The organism is Arthrobacter sp. MDT2-16 (assembly GCF_054510925.1).
This window is the reverse complement of the sequence record NZ_JBTNDP010000003.1, coordinates 67,407-84,329: the sequence shown is the minus strand read 5'-3', so window position 1 is coordinate 84,329 and position 16,923 is coordinate 67,407. Positions and strand designations below refer to the sequence as shown.

Below are 16,923 nucleotides of genomic sequence, written 5' to 3'. Positions count from 1 at the left end.
GGGACCAGGAGCCTGGTTGGATAGGCTTGACGCGTGGAGAACCAGGAGGCGAGGCGCGTGGCCGTCATCGGAGGCGGACCCCGCGGCACCTCCGTGGTCGAGCGGCTGATCGCCCGCTACCGGACCCTCGGTGCCGGGGCGCCGTGCCTGTCCATCCACGTGATCGAGCCCTTCGAACCGGGCCCGGGCCACGTCTGGCAGACGGGCCAGTCGCGGCTCTTCCTCATGAACACGCCCTGCCTCTACCCCACGGTCGTCCCCGTCGGGGGGACCGCCGCGGGCGTCGCAGCCTCGCCCGCGGGCCTCTCCTTCGACGCCTGGCGGACGCGCGTGAACGACGGGCGGATCAGCGGGCTGGGCCACGACGACGTCGCCGAATGCGCGCGGCTCACCTCACGGGACTTCCCGAGCCGGCCGCTCTACGGCCGGTACCTCGCCTGGATCTTCGCGGAGGTCGTGCGGCAGGCGCCGCCCGGCGTCGCCGTCATCCACCACCGCAAGGAGGCGGTAGGGCTCGAACGGGTCGACGACCCCGACCGCCGGTGGAGCATCCTCCTCGACGACGGCACGGAGCTCCCGGCCGACGACGTCGTCCTGGCACTGGGACATCTCGCGGCGACCCTCACCCCCGAGCAGGGGAGGCTGCAGGACGCTGCGGCACGCCACGGCCTGCAGTACTGGCCGCCCTCCGTCCCCGCCGACGTCGCCTGGGACCGCCTGCCTGCGCGCAAGACCGTCCTGGTCCGCGGGCTCGGCCTCAACTTCTTCGACGCCATGATCCAGCTGACCGAGGGCCGCGGCGGGCGGTTCCTCCCGGCCGAGGACGGGCGGCTCGCGTACGAGCCCTCCGGCCGGGAGCCCCGGCTCGTCGCGGCCTCCCGGCGGGGTGTGCCCTACCGCGCTAAGGCGTCCCTCGACGCGTACATCCCACGCGGCGTCACCCTGCGCTTCTGCACGTCGGCCCGGGTCCTCGCCTTCCGGCAGACCGGTGTCCAGCCCGGCTTCGACCACGACCTCTGGCCGCTGCTGCACCGTGACGTGCTCTGGGCCTACTACGCGACCCTTTGCCGCACCACGAGCCACGCCCTCGCTGCGTCGCCTGCGGACTTCCTCGCCGAACTGGACGCCGCGCTGGGGACGGAGGGGCCCGCCTGGGAAGCCGCGGCGGGGGACGCCGTCGCACGTGCGATCCCCGCCGACCTCCGGCTGGACGTCGAAGCCCTCGGCCAGCCTTTCGCCCGGCGACGTTTCGCCGACGGTGGGGAATTCGCAGCGGCTGTCCTCGCCTATCTCGATGCCGACGCCGCCGGTTCCGCGGAGGGTGAGGACGACCCGCTGAAGATGGCGATCGGCGCCATGAACGCCGGGAGGTCCGTCATCAAGCAGGCCGTGGCCGACGGCGGGATCTCAGACTCGTCCTGGAACACCGAGCTCCGCGGCTGGTTCGAGCCGCTCGTCGAAGGCCTCGCCAGCGGTCCGCCGCCGGTGCGGATCGCACAGCTCGCGGCGCTCGTGCGGGCGGGGATCGTCCGGTTCGTGGGACCGAATCCGAGCTTCGGCTTCGACCCGGACGAGGAGATCTTCCGGGCCACCTCGCCGTGGGTGCAGGGCGAGACCTTCACCGCGCGCTACCTCGTGGAGGCCATGACTCCCGCGAACCGGGTGACCACGAACCTGTCCCCTCTGATGCGCACCCTCCTGGAGGACGGCACCGTCAGGCCCCGGACCCTCATGGGCGAGGACGGCGTGCCCGTGACGTCCGCAGGGCTGGACGTCACGGCGCCGCCCTACCGCGCCGTCGACCGGACGGGCAAGGCACACGACACCCTGTTCGTGATCGGCCTCCAGCTCGCGTCGGTGCAGTGGGGGACGGCCATCGCCGCCGAGGCCGGCGCGCCCCTGGATGCCGGCAGCAGGACACTGCTCGACGCCGATGCCATCGCCGGCGCGATCCTCGAGCACGCGGCGCGCCCGTCCGGCTCCTGACCCGACGGGCCGGCGTCGCCCGGCAGGACAGGGCCGGACGCACCAGGACTTACCAGGACGCACCGGACGCACCGGGACGCACCGACGCACCGGGACGCACGGCCGCAGCCGGGATGGAGCGGATGCGATGGCGTCGGAGGCCGGGTGCGCCAACGACAGGAGGGACCCCCACCGGTCGGTGGGGGTCCCTCCTGTCGTTGGTTCCGGGAGCGCCCAGGCGCTCCCGGAACCGGCTACCTAGCGGCTGATGCAGCGCTCGTAGTTCGCGAGGTGAGCACGGTAGCTCACCCAGCTGCCGTTGTTCGCGCCCTCGGCCGGAGGAGTCGGCTCGGTGCAGCCCGGCTTACCCGGCTTGACCGGCTTGACGGGCTTGACCGGCTTCTCGGGCTTGACGGGCTTGACCGGCTTCTCCGGCTCGACGGGCGTCTCCGGTACCGGTGCCGCTTCCACGGTGACCGGCAGGGTCACCGTCGTCCCGCTCGGAGCGGCCGTCAGGACGATCCGCCCCTGTCCGCTCGCGGTTGCCGGGACGGTGAGGTCCACCGTCGCGCTGCCGCCCGAGACCGGGACGGACCCGAGCTGCGTGGCGGTGCCGTCCGCGGCCACGAAGCTCACGGCCAGCGAGGTGTTCGCCGGGCTGCCGAGCGAGGTGAGGTCCAGCTTCGACACCGTGAAGGAGACGGCTGCGCCGGCCTTCACCGCGGTCGGAGCACCCTGCACCTGGACGCTGCGGCGGTCGAACGACGGCGACAGCGGGCTGTTGGCCCGGATGTAGTCGATCCACGCGTCGCGGTCCACGAGACCCGACTCGCGGGTGTCGGTGCCCTCACGGAACGCCGTGAAGTTGTCGCCACCCTGAGCCAGGAAGCTGAACGTGCCGATCCGGTAGTTCTTCGCCGGGTCCAGCGGTGCGCCGTCGATCATGACGGAGGTGATCCTCGAACCCCGCGCGAGGGCGGGATCGTAGGTGACGCTCACGTTGTCCGAGAGGCCGAGGGCCAGGAAGGACCGTGAGCTGCCCTCGGGCTGCCACTGCTGCTCAAGGACGGCCTTGAACTGCGCACCGGTCAGGGTGGTGGTCCAGAGGTCGTTCACGAAGGGCAGCACCGCGTTGGCCTCGGCGAAGGTGATGACGCCGTCGGGACCGTAGTAGAGCTCGTTGCGGAGCCCGCCCGGGTTGACGACGCCGATCTGGGCTCCGCCGCGCTCCGCGGAGGAGAGGCTGGTGCGCAGGGAGTCGGCCACGAGGTTGCCCAGCGTCGACTCCGAGGCGCGGTCATCACGCGCAGTGCCGACGAAGGCCGTGGTGATGTCCTGCGTGACCGACCCGACCGGCTGGTTGCCGATGACCGCCGCCTGCGCGAGCGCCGCGTCGACGATGGTCTTGACCTGGGCGACCCGCGGGAAGGTGCTGACCAGGGTGGCGTCGGCGTCGGTGGTGCGGGCGACGTTGCGTGCGGTGTAGGACGCGACGTCGCCGGTGGCGGTGTCGACGGTCAGTGTGATCTGGCCGACGAACTCGCCGTAGGACCCGGTCTGGAGGATCGGCCGGGTCTTGCCTGCGGCACCCGGGACGGGGGCGTCCCACGCGTACTGCTTGTGCGTGTGGCCGGTGAAGATCGCGTCCACGAGGGGCGTGGTCTCGGTGACGATGCGCGCGAACGTGCCGCCCGCGGCGACCTCCTGCTCGATCGTGGACTTCTCGACGACGCCGTCGCCGGCGCCCTCGTGGTACTCGGCGACGATGACGTCGGCGAGGTCCTGGTCCTCGATCTCCTTTGCGACGCGGTTGACGGCCTCGACGGGATCGCCGAAGTCGACGTTCGCGATGCCACCGGGGCTGACGAGCGTCGCCGTCTCCTCGGTGACGACGCCGATCACGGCGACGTCGACGCCGTCGACCTCGATGATGGAGTACTCCTCGAGCGCGGGCTCCGTGGTGCCCTTGGTGTAGACGTTTGCACCGAGGTACGGGAAGTCCGCCTCGTCCGCGACGCGACCGGTCAGGTCCGCGAGGCCCTTGTCGAACTCGTGGTTGCCCACGGCGGAGGCCTCGAGGCCCAGGGCGTCGAGGACGTCCAGGGTCGGCTTGTCGTCCTGCAGCGAGGACGCGAAGAGGGACGCGCCGATGTTGTCGCCGGCGGACAGGAACGCTGTCTTGTCCTCGCCGAACTCGGCTCGCAGCTTCTCGACGGTCCCGGCGAAACGCACCGTGTTGGCGTCGATCCGGCCGTGGAAGTCGTTGATGTTCAGCAGGTTGAGTTCCGCGGTCGTGTCGGCGGGCGTCAGGTCGAGGCCCACGATCACGGGGTCGTGGTCGCTGGCGCGGTACTGGTCCGCCGCGTAGTAGTCGGTGATGTTGTTGTTGAAACGGCTGTACTCGAAGGCCACCGACTCGACGGAGTTGATGTTCCACGTGTCCACGCCGGTCACGGTGGCGTCCGCCGCAGGCGAGGCCAGGATGTGGTCGAGCGAGCCGCTCAGGCCGGAGAAGACGTACGAGTAGTCGCCGTCCTTCTCGCCCTGGTTGACGTACCCGGCCTCGTACATGACCTCCATGGGGTCCTCGTGCGTGTACGAGTTGAAGTCGCCGGTCAGGAAGACCTTGTCGGTCTTCGCCGTCGCCTTCAGGGAATCGGCGAAGGCCACGAGGGCCTGGGCCTGCGTGACGCGCGCGGCATTCCAGGCGCCCTGGCCGTCACCCGTATCGGCGTTGCCGCCCGAGCTGGGACCGGAACCCTTGGACTTGAAGTGGTTGACGATCGCGAGGAAGGTCTCCGACTCCGTGCCGCCCACCGGCTTGAACGCCTGTGCGAGGGGCTTGCGGGCGTTGGAGAACGCCACCTTGTCGTTGAGGATCACGGACTCGCCCACGGGCTCGGCCACGGCCTTCTTGTAGATCAGGGCGGTGCGGATGAAGTCCTCATCGGCGGGAGCCGGGACGGCCGCGGGGGAGCGGACGTAGTCCCAGGTGCCGGGAGCCTTCTCGTTCAGCGCCTCGACGAGCGTGGCGAGTGCGGCGTCGCGGTCCTTGCCGAAGCGGACGGAGTTCTCGACCTCCATGAGGGTGACGACGTCGGCGTCGAGGCCGTTGATCGCGGCCACGATCTTTGCTTCCTGGCGCTCGAAGTTCTCCTTGTTCGCGGCACCGCGGGAGTCGCAGCCACCGTCGACGGTGATCGGGTTGCCCGCGCGGTCCGTGAAGTACCTGCAGCCGACGAGGTCCTCACCGGTGGTGGGGAAGTAGTTCAGCACGTTGAAGGACGCGATCTTGAGGTTTCCGCCGACCTCCTCGGGGGCTGCGGGACGCTCGCCGGCGAACTGCACGGGCTGCACGCCCGCCGGGTTCGCGCCGTTGAGCTCGGCGAGCGGCTGGAACTTCCAGGTGCTGTTGCGGTAGTCGAGGACCACCGGGGAGGTGAACGCCGCGCTGTAACCGACCCGGACGGGCTGGGACGGCGTGAGGTACGGGAGGACCTTGCCGCGGTTGGGCTGCGAGGCGAAATTGGTCGACGCGCCGTCGTCCAGGCGGATGGTGCGGGCCGCGTTGTCGGCGATGACCGCGGCGTTCTCGGCGGTGCCGGGGCGGGCGACGTCGGTCGGCTGGCGGAGACGCCCGGTCCCGGCGGCCAGGGTGACCTCGCCGTACTGGTTCAGGGCGTAGTTGTCGGCGACGGTGAAGGCGCCGGAGGGCTGGAAGAGCATGCCCTCGGTCGCTTCACGGGCGGCCTCCGTGGCGGGCAGTGCGATCGCGGAGGCCTTGGGCTCCTCGGCTGCCTCGGTGAGCTTCGTGGTGCCACCGGCGGCGACGGTGAGCTGCGTCAGGTTGAAGAACTCACCGGCGGTACCGGTGACCTCCACGTAGTCGCCCACGGCCACGGATGCGACCGTGTCGGGGGAGTAGACGAAGATGGCGTCCGAGGCGGTCTGGTCGGCTGCCGCCGAGCTCCCCGGGGTCTGGAGGTAGAAGCCCGCGAAGCCACCCGTGGGGTAGGCCGCCGTGACCTTGCCCCGCGTGGTGACCGTCTGGCCGGACAGCGGTGTCGCCGCGCCCGTTCCCTGGATGTCGCGGATGGGGACGACCACCCCCGGCGTCGGAGCCGGCGGGGTCGGCGTCGGTGTGGGGGTCGGCGTGGGCCCGCCGGGCGTCGCCGTGGCGTTCGTCGGCGTCGTGTCCTGCAGGCTGAAGTCCGCACCGTTGTCATCGGTGTCGGCGAAGTCCGTGCGGTTGGCGGACTTCGTGCTTCCGGCGCCGGGGGTGGTGGCCACAGTGCCCTCGAACGCGTTGGCGGTGCCATAGCCCAGGGCGTCCACGACGGCGGGCGTGCCGACGATGCTGCCGACGGGCAGCGCGCCGACGCTGGCGGACTGGCTGGACAGCACGATCACGCCGCCCCCGGCACCCGGGTTGAAGCCCGTGGCGAGGTCCGGGGTGGGCAGCGCGGATCCGGCGGTGCCGTTGCTACCGCCCTGGATCAGGAAGTAGCCCTTGGCCGGGATGGTCCCGCGGAGCGCGGTCGGGGTCGGCGCGGACGTCGAACCCGGCGCCCGGTACTGCAGCGACCAACCGTCCAGGCTGACCGGCGCATCGGTGGGGTTGTAGAGCTCCACGTACTTGTTGGTGAAGGGGGTCCCTGCGGAACCGCCCGAGATGAAAGCCTCGTTGATGATGACGCCGTCTCCTGTGACGGACGCCGTCGCCGGTGGTGTCTCCACCGCGGCGGCCGGTAGTGCGATCATCGGCGAGGCGAGCAGCCCTACCGACAGCGCCGCACCGAGCGCTCCCTTCCATGACGAATTGATCATTCGTTCTTTCTTCTCCTTGACGATGGCCGTCGAGCGGCCGTGAGTGAAGCCCGCCGACCCGTCGATGGGTGGGCGCGTTGGCATGAGCACCGTATGTGACGCAGGTGACATTCCATCCCCGGGGAGAAGCCAACCAGATCATCATTAACATTGGGTAACCAAAACACCAGTGGTTCCGGAAGATCCGGGAGTCCTGACCGTTATTCGTGGACGACCCGCATTATCGACGGGCGTTTCGGAGCGTTCCGGTCACGGATTCCTCGCCCTGGTCCCCGACGAAGCAGAGGATCTCGCGGTCGTCCGCCGCGTTCCAGCTCTCCTCGACGGGATAGAAGTAGAGCAGTTCCAGGACCGAGGCGTCGTACTCGAGTCCGACGTACGCGGCGAACTCCTCCGCGCAGAAATCGCCGGCGGCGGTGCTGGCGGCAGGCACCCCTGGGTAGTCCCCGCCGGGCATCTCGGTACGGGCGAACGCCTCGAAGACGTGCGGCTCGCCGCACGGCAGCACCGTGATGTCGGAGGTCTTCTCCGTACCGGGGTCGTCGATGCAGTCGCCCACCTCGATGGAGAAGGCGTCCGTGCGGCCCTCGGCGGTCACGGCACCGTCGGCGTCCCGGTCGGGGCCGGTGGGCGGGAAGGCGGTGCAGCCCGCCACCAGGGCGAGTGCGCCCGTCGCCGCCGCGGCGGAGATCACCCGCCGGATCCTGCTGTGGTGCCCAGTGCGCATCGAGACCCTGTCGTCGGCCACGGTGAGCGTGGCGCGGCTGTTGCTCCTCGGGACAGTACCGCACGGACGGCGCGGGGCACCACGGGCGGGGGAGCGGGTCAGCCGGAAGCAGGAAGGGAGGCCCCGCGGTGCGGGGCCTCCCTGGAAGCGGAAGGTAAGGGATTCGAACCCTTGAGACGGGGTGACCGCCCACTGGTTTTCAAGACCAGCTCCTTCGGCCGCTCGGACAACCTTCCGCCGCTAGTGTTTCACGAAGGGCGGGCGGCGCCCAAATACCCGGGAGTGGAGGCAGGCATGCGTGCAGTGGTGATCGAGGGTGCCGGCGGGCCGGACGTCCTCGCGGTGCGGGACGTCCCCGAACCCGTGGTGCGACCGGGCGAGGTGCTCATCGACGTGGTCGCCGCCGGGCTGAACCGGGCCGACGTGCAGCAGCGTCGCGGTCTCTACCCGCCGCCCGAGGGTGCGTCGTCCCTGCCGGGACTGGAGGTGTCCGGCCGGATCGCGGACGCCGGCGACTCCGCGTTCGCGGTGGGGGACGCCGTCGTCGCCCTCCTGGCCGGCGGCGGGTACGCCGAGAAGGTCGCCGTGCCGGCCGGGCAGGTGGTCCGTGCGCCCGACGGCGTGGATCTCGTGGAGGCCGCGGGTCTTCCCGAGACGGCGGCGACCGTGTGGTCGAACCTCGTGCTGCAGGCCGGTCTGGCAGCGGGCGAGGACGTCCTGATCCACGGGGCGTCCGGCGGCATCGGCGTGATGGCCGTGCAGGTGAGCCTCGCCCTCGGCGCGGTACCCCACGTGACCGCGGGATCGGCGGCGAAGCTGGGGATCGCCCGGTCCCTCGGGGTGCGGACCCTCATCAACTATCGCGAGCAGGACTTCGTCGAGGAACTCAGGTCTGCCACGGGTGGCCGGGGCATGGACGTCATCCTCGACGTCGTCGGCGCGAAGTACCTTGCGCGGAACGTCGAATCCCTCGCTCCCGGCGGACGGCTCGTGGTCATCGGCCTGCAGGGTGGTGCGACGGCGGAACTCGACCTCGGGATGCTCATGGGCAAGCGGGCGAGCGTCGCCGGGACCACGCTGCGGGCCCGGCCCGTCGGGGAGAAGACGGCCATCATGGCGGCGGTCCGCGACCAGGTCTGGCCGCTCGTCGCCTCGGGGGCCGTGAAGCCGTTCGTCGGCCGGACCTACCCGCTCGCACAGGTGGCCGAGGCCCACACCTTCTTCGACGCCGGGGAGCACACCGGCAAGATCCTGCTGGTCATGGACTAGGCCGTCCGGGCAGGAGTCCGCATGCGCCGACGCAGGTGCAGCGCCAGCACCAGGGCGATCCCGACGAACGCCCCGATGGCCGTCTCGACGGCCCGGTCCACGAGCAGCCCCGACGGGTCGGCGGGGTGTGCCAGTCGGGTCGAGACCAGGGCGAGGGGCGTGACGAAGGCCTGCGCGAGGGCGTACTGGCGCAGGATGAACATCTCCGCGGCGAACTGGGCGACGGCGATCACGAGGACGAGCTGCCACGCCGGCAGCCCCGGCAGCAGGATGAGCGCGGTCAGGGCGAGCCCGGCGACCGTGCCGAGGACCCGCTGGAGGCCGCGGGTCACGCGGGCCCGAGCGGTCTGACCGACCAGCGGGACGGTCGCCGCGACCATGGCCCAGTAGGTGTGGCCGATCCCGAGCAGCGTCGCCGCGCCGCCCGCCAGCAGCGCCGCCACCACGTACAGGACCGACTCCCGCGCGAGGCCCGCCAGATGGCGCGCCGTCGGCCGGTCCGCCGGTGCCCGGCGCCAGGGCGTGCGGTGGCTGGGCCAGAGGGTGCCCGCCAGCCCCAGGAGTACGGCGAAGGCGACGGTGGCCGCAGCCGTGGCGAGCCCCTGCTCCAGCGGCGGCTGTGCCGGCACGGACGCGATGGCCGCGAACGCGAAGATGTGGAACAGCGATCCCCCCGGACGGAGTCGGAACAGGCCCGCGCAGAAGGTCCCGAGCCCGGCGACCGCACTGGTGAGCAGGATCAGGCCCCACGCGCCGACGTCGGCGCGTGCGGTCAGCGCCGCCGCGAGGATCACCGCGAGCATAAGGCCGCCGCCACGCAGCTGGGTGGCGAGGCGCGGACGGTGGGGTTCGTTGCGGCCGTAGATACCCGCGAAGGCCCCGAAGGTCGCGAACACGGCCAGATCGAGCCGGCCGAGCAGCAGGAGCGCGAACAGGGGGACGCCCACACCGATGGCGCACCGGAGGGCGGGATGGTGGTCGGAGGAGGGCGGTGCCATGTGTACGAGGTCACGGAGGAGGGGCACGGACTGCTGGCTTCCGGTCGGAGGGATCGACGGCGCCGCTGGCATCGGGTGGCGGAATGCCACCGATCAACACTACTCCCGTCACCGTGCCGCGCACCGCCGTTCCGGGACCGTCAGCATGCTTTCGGATGTCCGGAGGCTGTGCGAGGCTGGCAGGACAGCAACCGGAAGGAGCACCACCGTGGGCAGCACGCATCACGACGACGAGGGCGGCCTCTCGCAGGCAGCCGACAGCTTCGCCGAGAACCTCGGTGACCAGGTACCCGATGGCGCGGACAACGGACCGGAGGATCGCGCGGACGGCGCCGCGGACGACCGCACCAGGACGCACTCGAGCATCAGCGAGGGCATGAACGCGAACGACGACGACGAGCCGCCCGCCGTGCTCGATGACGGACCCGACGGGGGCTCGCGCGGCTCGTCCTGACGGGCCCCACGCGGCTCCTCCTGACGCCGCTCGCGCCGAGCTCGTCCCGACGCCGCCGGCCGGGCACGGTCCGCGGGGACAGGGCTGCCGGCGCGGGCGGTCCGCCGCCGGCAGGAGGGCGGTCGCTCGCCGCACCGGGAGGTGTGTTCGGCGCAATGCTCAGGTTGCCCTGCTTGTCCTGTGACGCAGACCTCACTAGGTTGCTACCTTCGTGTGCACCACACTCTCGCACTCGAGGAGCATCATGAGTAAGAAGCAGAACGGATCCCACCGGCACGCCGACGTGCTGGTGACGGATCCGGACCTGCCGCCGGTCGCCGTCGACCCGCAGCAGGCCGAAGCAGAAGACCGCCGGTGGACGCCGGCGAAGATCGCCCTCTGGGTGGGCATCGCACTCCTCGGCGGTATCGCGTGGACGATGCTCGCCATCGTCCGCGGTGAGACCGTCAATGCCATCTGGTTCGTCTTCGCGGCCGTCTGCACCTACCTCATCGCCTACCGGTTCTACTCGAAGTTCATCGAGCGCAACCTGCTCAAGCCCGACGACCGGCGCGCCACCCCCGCGGAGTACAAGGCGGACGGCAAGGACTACGCCGCCACCGACCGCAGGGTCCTCTACGGCCACCACTTCGCCGCCATCGCCGGAGCCGGCCCGCTGGTGGGTCCGGTCCTCGCAGCACAGATGGGCTACCTTCCCGGCACGCTCTGGATCATCATCGGCGTCATCTTCGCGGGTGCTGTCCAGGACTACCTCGTCATGTTCTTCTCGATGCGCCGCGGCGGCCGTTCCCTCGGCCAGATGGCGCGCGAGGAGCTCGGGGTCATCGGCGGTACCGCGGCCCTCATCGCCACCCTGACCATCATGATCATCATCGTGGCCATCCTCGCGCTCGTGGTCGTGAACGCGCTCGGAGAGAGCCCCTGGGGCGTCTTCTCCGTCTCCATGACCATCCCCATCGCACTCTTCATGGGCGTCTACCTGCGCTACCTCCGACCCGGCAAGGTCACCGAGGTGTCCCTCATCGGCTTCGCGCTGCTGCTGCTCGCCATCGTCGGTGGCGGCTGGATCTCCGAGACGGCCTGGGGCGTCGAGATCTTCACCCTCGACCGCATCACGATCGCGTGGGGCATCATCATCTACGGCTTCATCGCCGCCGTGCTGCCCGTCTGGCTCCTGCTGGCACCCCGCGACTACCTGTCCACGTTCATGAAGATCGGCACGATCATCATGCTCGCGGTCGCGATCGTCATCACGCGCCCGGAGATCAGCGTCCCCGCCATCACGCCCTTCGCGACCTCGGGGACCGGCCCCGTCGTCGCAGGCACACTGTTCCCGTTCCTCTTCGTGACCATCGCCTGCGGTGCGCTCTCCGGGTTCCACGCCCTGATCTCCTCGGGCACCACGCCGAAGATGATCGAGAAGGAACGCCAGACCCGCTTCATCGGCTACGGCGGGATGCTCATGGAGTCCTTCGTGGCCATCATGGCGCTCGTCGCAGCCCTCTCGATCGACCGCGGGATCTACTTCGCGATGAACTCCTCCGCGGCGGCGACCGGCGGCACCATCGAGGGCGCGGTGACCTTCGTCAACGGCCTCGGCCTCACCGGCGTGAACCTCACCCAGGAGGCTCTGAGCACGATGGCCTCGAACGTGGGCGAGGAATCGATCGTCTCCCGTACGGGTGGCGCTCCTACCCTTGCCGTCGGTATCGCGCAGATCATGCAGGGTGTGTTCGGCGGCGCGGGCATGATGGCTTTCTGGTACCACTTCGCCATCATGTTCGAGGCGCTGTTCATCCTCACCGCGGTCGACGCCGGAACCCGGGTTGCCCGGTTCATGCTGCAGGACAGCATCGGCAACTTCGTGCCCCGCTTCCGCGACACCTCCTGGCGTGCCGGGGCGTGGATCTGCACCGCGATCATGGTGGCCGGCTGGGGAGCGATTCTCATCATGGGCGTCACCGACCCCCTCGGCGGTATCAACACGCTGTTCCCGCTGTTCGGTATCGCCAATCAGCTGCTGGCGGCCATCGCGCTCGCGGTGTGCATGGCGATCTGCGCCAAGCGGGGCCTGTTCCGCTTCCTGTGGATCCCGGCCCTGCCGCTCGCCTTCGCCGCGGTGGTGACCATCACGGCGTCGTTCCTGAAGATCTTCTCGCCCGTCCCGGCCATCGGTTACTGGGCGCAGCACACGGCGTTCAGGAACGCCCTGGACGCCGGTGAGGAGAGCTTCGGCACGGCCAAGACGGTCGCCGCCATGGAGGCGGTGGTGCGTAACACCTTCATCCAGGGCACGCTGTCGATCATCTTCGTGGTGCTCTCCATCATCGTCATCCTGACGGCGATCCTCGCCACCATCCGGGCCTACCGGCACGGCGGCGGCGAGGAGACCGAGGACGCCCCGGTGGCCTCACGCATCTTCGCACCAGCCGGCCTCATCGCGTCACCGGCCGAGAAGGAACTGGAGACGCAGTGGGCGGCTCTGGAGCCGGGCAGGCGGCCCGCGAGGACGGGGCACTGATGACCGTGCCGCAGGTCCTCTCCCGCGCACGCGACACCGCGCGTGAACTCGCGTGGCTCTTCAAGGGGGTCATGGGGGAGAACGCGTACCAGGCGTACCTGGACCACCACGAGCGCACCCACGCGGGCGAGCTCCCGATGACGGAACGCGAGTTCTGGCGGGACAAGACCGACCGCCAGGACGCGAACCCCGAGGGCCGCTGCTGCTAGCGGGCTCCCAGCGAGGAAGCCGGGCACTCCGTACGGAGTGCCCGGCTTCCTCGTGTTCGAGCTGCGCCCGCTCGGGCGGATCCGTTCCGTACCGTCAGCGCTTCTCCCACCGGAAGCGCCTGGCGGCGACCAGGTAGGGCAGCACGATCCAGGCCAGGATCACGACGGCGGCCCCGGCCACGGAGGCGTCGAGGGCCCCGGCGCCCCAGCCCGCCATGAGGAGGTTCTGCAGTGCCCCACCCGGGGTCAGGCGGGAGAGCATCTCGAAGCCGTCGTCGAACGCGGTCCAGAAGAAGGTGCCGATGACCACGAAGAAGAACGGGAGCGTGGTGATCTGGGCCGCAGCGGCTGAGGGGGTGAAGACACTGGTCAGCATGCCGGCGGTCGCGCACAGGGCGAGGAAGCCGAGTACCGCGCCGAGCACCACCAGCGGCCGGGTGGGGGCCTCCACACCCGCGACCGCGAAGCCGACGCCCACGAGGGCCAGCTGCGCGGCGACGAGCGCCACGATGGGTGTGAGCATCCCGAGCCAGATCACGGTGTCCGATGACTCCCCGCTGCGGAGCCGCTTGAGGAACAGCTCCTGCCGCCGTGTCGCGAGGGTGGTCGTGGCGGTGAGGTAGACGCCGAGCAGGGCCACCACCATGAGGGTCAGGCCCACCAGGACGGCCACGCCGGAGGGGCCGGTCATCTGGTCCGCGCCGACGTAGTACATGTAGACGGCCATGGCGACGGGCATGAGCACGGCGCCGGTGAGCACCGTCTTGTTGCGGAAGATGATGCGCAGTTCCATGAGCGCGATGGCGAGGATGCGGCTCGCGGACGAGGGGCCGTGCAGGGCGTCCGAGGGGGTCTTGGTCAGGGTTGTCATGGTTCTCTCCGGTTCAGGGGTGCGAGGTCGGGGACTAGGCGGCGAGGCTGACCCGGCGGAACACGGCGGCGAGGGAGGCCTCGGACGCGGACAGCCGGTCGAGTCGGATCCGGTGCTCGTCGGCCCAGGACAGCACCGTCCACAGGTCCTGCTGCAGGTCCAGGGACGGCACGGCCACCCGCGTGCTGGCCGGCGTCGGAGTGAAGTCCGGGGAGAGGCCGAGGCGCGTGAGCTGCAGGACGTCGACGGCGGCGTCCACCTCGAAGGAGATGGCCGACGGTTCACGCCCCAGGACGTCCGGGAGGGTGCCTTCGACGGCGATGACGCCGTCGTGCATGATCGCGAGCCGGTCCGCGTAGGCCTCCGCCTCCTCGAGGTAGTGGGTGGTGAGGACCACCGTGGTGCCGGCGTCGTTCAGTCCACGCACCAGGTCCCAGGTGCGCTCGCGCGATTCGGGGTCGAGGCCCGTGGTCGGTTCGTCGAGGAAGAGGAGGTCCGGTTCGTTGGCGGTAGCGAGGAGGAGATCGAGGCGGCGGCGCTGCCCGCCGGAGAGCATCTTGACGCGGGTCGATGCCTTCCCGGCGAGGTCCAGCGTCTCCAGCCCCGTCCCGATGACGTCCTCGCGGGACCTGGACCGCGGGTCCGGCGAGGAGAGCCGGAGCCAGAGACGGCAGGTCTCCGCGACCGTGAGGTCGTCGGCGAACCCGGCCTCCTGCAGCATGATGCCGAGGCGGGGGCGGATCGAGGACTTGTCCCGGTAGGGGTTGCCGCCGAGCACGGACACCGTGCCCGACGTCGCTGCCCGGTGACCCTCGAGGGTCTCCATCGTGGTGGTCTTGCCTGCCCCGTTGGTGCCGAGCAGGGCGAAGAACTCTCCGTTGCGGATGGTCAGGTCGATGCCGCGCACGGCCTCGTAGGAGCCGTACGAGCACCGCAGGTCCCGTGCGGCGACGGCGATGGTGTCCGCGGGCTCGTCGGAGCGGCCGGCGGGGTGCAGGGTGGTCGGGGTGCTGGGTGAGCTGGTCATGGCTCCATCCTCCCGAGGATCACCGGGGCGCATCAGTGGCGGGGCGTCACCTCTTCCCGTGTCCGTTCCCACGCCGGGACCATGACATGTGTCATGGTCCTACGATGGGAGCCATGGCGTTCTTCAAGGCTCCTGCCCTGTCCCGGGAGAGGGCGGCGACGGCGGCCGACGCGGCACCGGGTGCCGAGACCGGCCGCGGCGTCCGCGCGACCTGGCGGTACACCGTCGGGTCGATCGTCTTCTACAGCATCTTCATCAGCATCATGGGCACGCTCTTCATGCTCGGCGGGGGCGACTACGGCCTGCAGGCCCTGGACATCGTCATCATCGCGCTCGCCGTCGCCTCGGTTACCGCCCTGACCCGGTACTGCTGGTTCTTCCGCGGCGGACTCGGTGGTGGCCTGCCGGAGCGGAAATACACGCTGTGGCTCCTGCTTCCACCGGCCGGGCTCTGGTTCCTGGGACTCGCCCAGCCCCACACCCTCTGGGTCGCCGGCATGCCGCTGTGGTTCGCGGCGAACGCCCTCGCCGTCGTCGTGGGCCGCCGCGCCCGCTGGTACGTCCTGGCCGCAGCGCTCGCCGCCCTCGTCCTGCACGGGCTGCTCGGGGCCCTGCTCGGCACCGGCGTGGGCGGCTTCGCGGACGACGGGAGCTTCTTCGCCATGGGCCTGTGGGCGGTCATGACACCCCTGCTCTTCGTGGCCAGTATCTGGTGGTGGGAGATCGTGGTGCGCCTCGACGACAGCCGCCGCACCTCCGGCGAACTCGCCGTGGCGCAGGAGCGGCTGCGCTTCGCCGCGGACCTCCACGACATCCAGGGCCACCACCTGCAGGTCATCGCACTCAAGACCGAACTTGCGGGGCGCCTGCTCGACGCCGATCCGGAAGCCGCACGGATCCAGATCGGCGAGGCCCAGCAACTGGCACGCACGGCGCTGGAGGAGACGCGAGCCCTGGTGCACGGCTACCGCACGGTCTCCCTCACCGCCGAGGCCGCCAACGCGGCGGAGGTCCTGCGGGCCGCCGGTATCGATACCTCCGTGGAGATGGAAGCGGAGGGGCTGCCACCGGAGGAGAGGACCCTGTTCGGTCTCGTCATCCGGGAGGCCACCACCAACATCCTCCGCCACAGCGACGCCACCACCGTGACCTTCCAGCTGGCACGCTCCGGCCCGGGTTGGATCCTGGCGGTCTCGAACGACGGCGTCGGCGGCACCGCGCCGGAAAGCGGAGGATCGGGCATCGACGGCCTGCGCCAGAGGTTCGAGGCCGTCGGAGGAGCTGTCGGGGCCGGCATCGCCGACGGCCGGTTCGTCCTCACGGCCTCCGCCCCCGGGACCCCTGATCCTTCGACGGGCATCGACCACGGGCGGGCGGCCCCGGGATCTCCTCCTGCCACCGCTGGCCGCTCGTGGGTGGATGCGGCGCACCCGCGGGGAGGACGGTCATGATCCGCCTGGTCCTCGCCGACGACGAACACCTGATCCGAGGAGCCCTCGAAGCCCTGCTGGGGCTCGAACCCGACCTCGAGATCGTGGCCAGCACCGACAACGGGACGGACGCCGTGCGCCTCGCGAAGGAGCACGTACCGGATGTCTGCGTCCTGGATCTCGAGATGCCCCCCACGGACGGCATCTATGCCGCGGAGGAGATCCTCCGGAGCGTCGCGACGCGCGTGGTGATCGTCACGCGGCACGCCCGGCCGGGCGTGCTCCGCCGCGCGCTGGCAAGCAGGGTCGCCGGATTCGTGCCCAAGTTGACCCCCGCCGACCAGCTCGCGAACGTCATCCGGGACGTCGCCGCCGGGCGCCGGTACGTGGACCCGGACATCGCCGCGAGCGCGCTGACCGGCGAGTCCTGCCCCCTGACGGCCCGGGAACTGGATGTCCTGCGCCATGGCCGGCAGGGCGCCAGCGTCCAGGCGATCGCCCGTGAACTGCACCTGGCGCCGGGGACGGTCCGGAACTACGTGTCCTCGGCGATGGCGAAGCTCGGCGCACCGTCACGCCACGACGCCGCCGCGAGGGCGTGGGAACAAGGCTGGATCTGACGTGC

Annotated in this window: 12 protein-coding genes and 1 tRNA gene; 7 read left to right on the top strand and 6 right to left on the bottom strand. The window is 70.6% G+C overall.

What is annotated here, in order from left to right:
* Positions 1 to 33: 33 nt before the first annotated feature.
* On the top strand, positions 34 to 1,986 hold the full coding sequence (locus tag ACX80N_RS07005; RefSeq protein ID WP_459338821.1) for an FAD/NAD(P)-binding protein: 1,953 nt from the start codon (positions 34 to 36) through the stop codon (positions 1,984 to 1,986).
* Between the two features lie 237 nt (positions 1,987 to 2,223).
* Here the strand turns inward: ACX80N_RS07005 and ACX80N_RS07000 are convergent, their stop codons facing one another.
* The 3 genes from ACX80N_RS07000 to ACX80N_RS06990 form a co-directional block, all read right to left on the bottom strand.
* Positions 2,224 to 6,792 (bottom strand): ExeM/NucH family extracellular endonuclease, encoded by a 4,569-nt coding sequence (locus tag ACX80N_RS07000; RefSeq protein ID WP_459339043.1) that lies wholly within the window; start codon positions 6,790 to 6,792, stop codon positions 2,224 to 2,226.
* A gap of 220 nt (positions 6,793 to 7,012) precedes the next feature.
* Complete coding sequence (locus tag ACX80N_RS06995; protein WP_459338820.1) at positions 7,013 to 7,486, bottom strand: septum formation family protein; 474 nt, start codon at positions 7,484 to 7,486, stop codon at positions 7,013 to 7,015.
* 181 nt (positions 7,487 to 7,667) lie between these two features.
* Positions 7,668 to 7,755 (bottom strand) — tRNA-Ser (locus tag ACX80N_RS06990).
* 58 nt (positions 7,756 to 7,813) lie between these two features.
* Here ACX80N_RS06990 and ACX80N_RS06985 point away from each other — a divergent pair.
* A complete protein-coding gene (locus ACX80N_RS06985) occupies positions 7,814 to 8,788 on the top strand; it encodes an NAD(P)H-quinone oxidoreductase (RefSeq protein WP_459338819.1) in 975 nt (324 codons plus the stop codon).
* Here the strand turns inward: ACX80N_RS06985 and ACX80N_RS06980 are convergent.
* On the bottom strand, positions 8,785 to 9,786 hold the full coding sequence (locus tag ACX80N_RS06980) for an FUSC family protein (protein WP_459338818.1): 1,002 nt from the start codon (positions 9,784 to 9,786) through the stop codon (positions 8,785 to 8,787). The two genes, ACX80N_RS06985 and ACX80N_RS06980, sit on opposite strands and share 4 nt — an antisense overlap.
* A gap of 208 nt (positions 9,787 to 9,994) precedes the next feature.
* Between ACX80N_RS06980 and ACX80N_RS06975 the strand changes: the two genes are divergently transcribed.
* The 3 genes from ACX80N_RS06975 (at position 9,995) to ACX80N_RS06965 (ending at position 12,970) form a co-directional block, all read left to right on the top strand.
* Positions 9,995 to 10,240 (top strand): hypothetical protein, encoded by a 246-nt coding sequence (locus tag ACX80N_RS06975; protein WP_105032574.1) that lies wholly within the window; start codon positions 9,995 to 9,997, stop codon positions 10,238 to 10,240.
* Positions 10,241 to 10,484: 244 nt separating this feature from the next.
* Positions 10,485 to 12,761: a carbon starvation CstA family protein gene (locus tag ACX80N_RS06970; RefSeq protein WP_459338817.1), complete on the top strand. Its 2,277-nt coding sequence runs from the start codon at positions 10,485 to 10,487 to the stop codon at positions 12,759 to 12,761.
* On the top strand, positions 12,761 to 12,970 hold the full coding sequence (locus ACX80N_RS06965; RefSeq protein WP_105032701.1) for a YbdD/YjiX family protein: 210 nt from the start codon (positions 12,761 to 12,763) through the stop codon (positions 12,968 to 12,970). Before ACX80N_RS06970 ends, ACX80N_RS06965 begins: the two co-directional genes overlap by 1 nt.
* A 94-nt stretch (positions 12,971 to 13,064) precedes the next feature.
* Here ACX80N_RS06965 and ACX80N_RS06960 read toward each other — a convergent pair whose 3' ends face one another.
* Together ACX80N_RS06960 and ACX80N_RS06955 are read right to left on the bottom strand one after the other, a co-directional pair.
* Positions 13,065 to 13,841, bottom strand: coding sequence for a hypothetical protein (locus ACX80N_RS06960; protein ID WP_459338816.1), 777 nt, complete (start codon positions 13,839 to 13,841; stop codon positions 13,065 to 13,067).
* Positions 13,842 to 13,875: 34 nt separating this feature from the next.
* Positions 13,876 to 14,868 carry an ABC transporter ATP-binding protein gene (locus ACX80N_RS06955; protein ID WP_459338815.1) on the bottom strand — a complete coding sequence of 331 codons (993 nt, stop codon included), beginning with the start codon at positions 14,866 to 14,868 and terminating at the stop codon, positions 13,876 to 13,878.
* A gap of 113 nt (positions 14,869 to 14,981) precedes the next feature.
* Between ACX80N_RS06955 and ACX80N_RS06950 the strand changes: the two genes are divergently transcribed.
* Both ACX80N_RS06950 and ACX80N_RS06945 read left to right on the top strand, forming a co-directional pair.
* Positions 14,982 to 16,319, top strand: a complete 1,338-nt coding sequence (locus ACX80N_RS06950; protein WP_459338814.1) for a sensor histidine kinase — start codon at positions 14,982 to 14,984, stop codon at positions 16,317 to 16,319.
* Complete coding sequence (locus tag ACX80N_RS06945) at positions 16,316 to 16,918, top strand: response regulator transcription factor (protein WP_459338813.1); 603 nt, start codon at positions 16,316 to 16,318, stop codon at positions 16,916 to 16,918. Before ACX80N_RS06950 ends, ACX80N_RS06945 begins: the two co-directional genes overlap by 4 nt.
* The last annotated feature ends 5 nt before the right edge of the window (positions 16,919 to 16,923 follow it).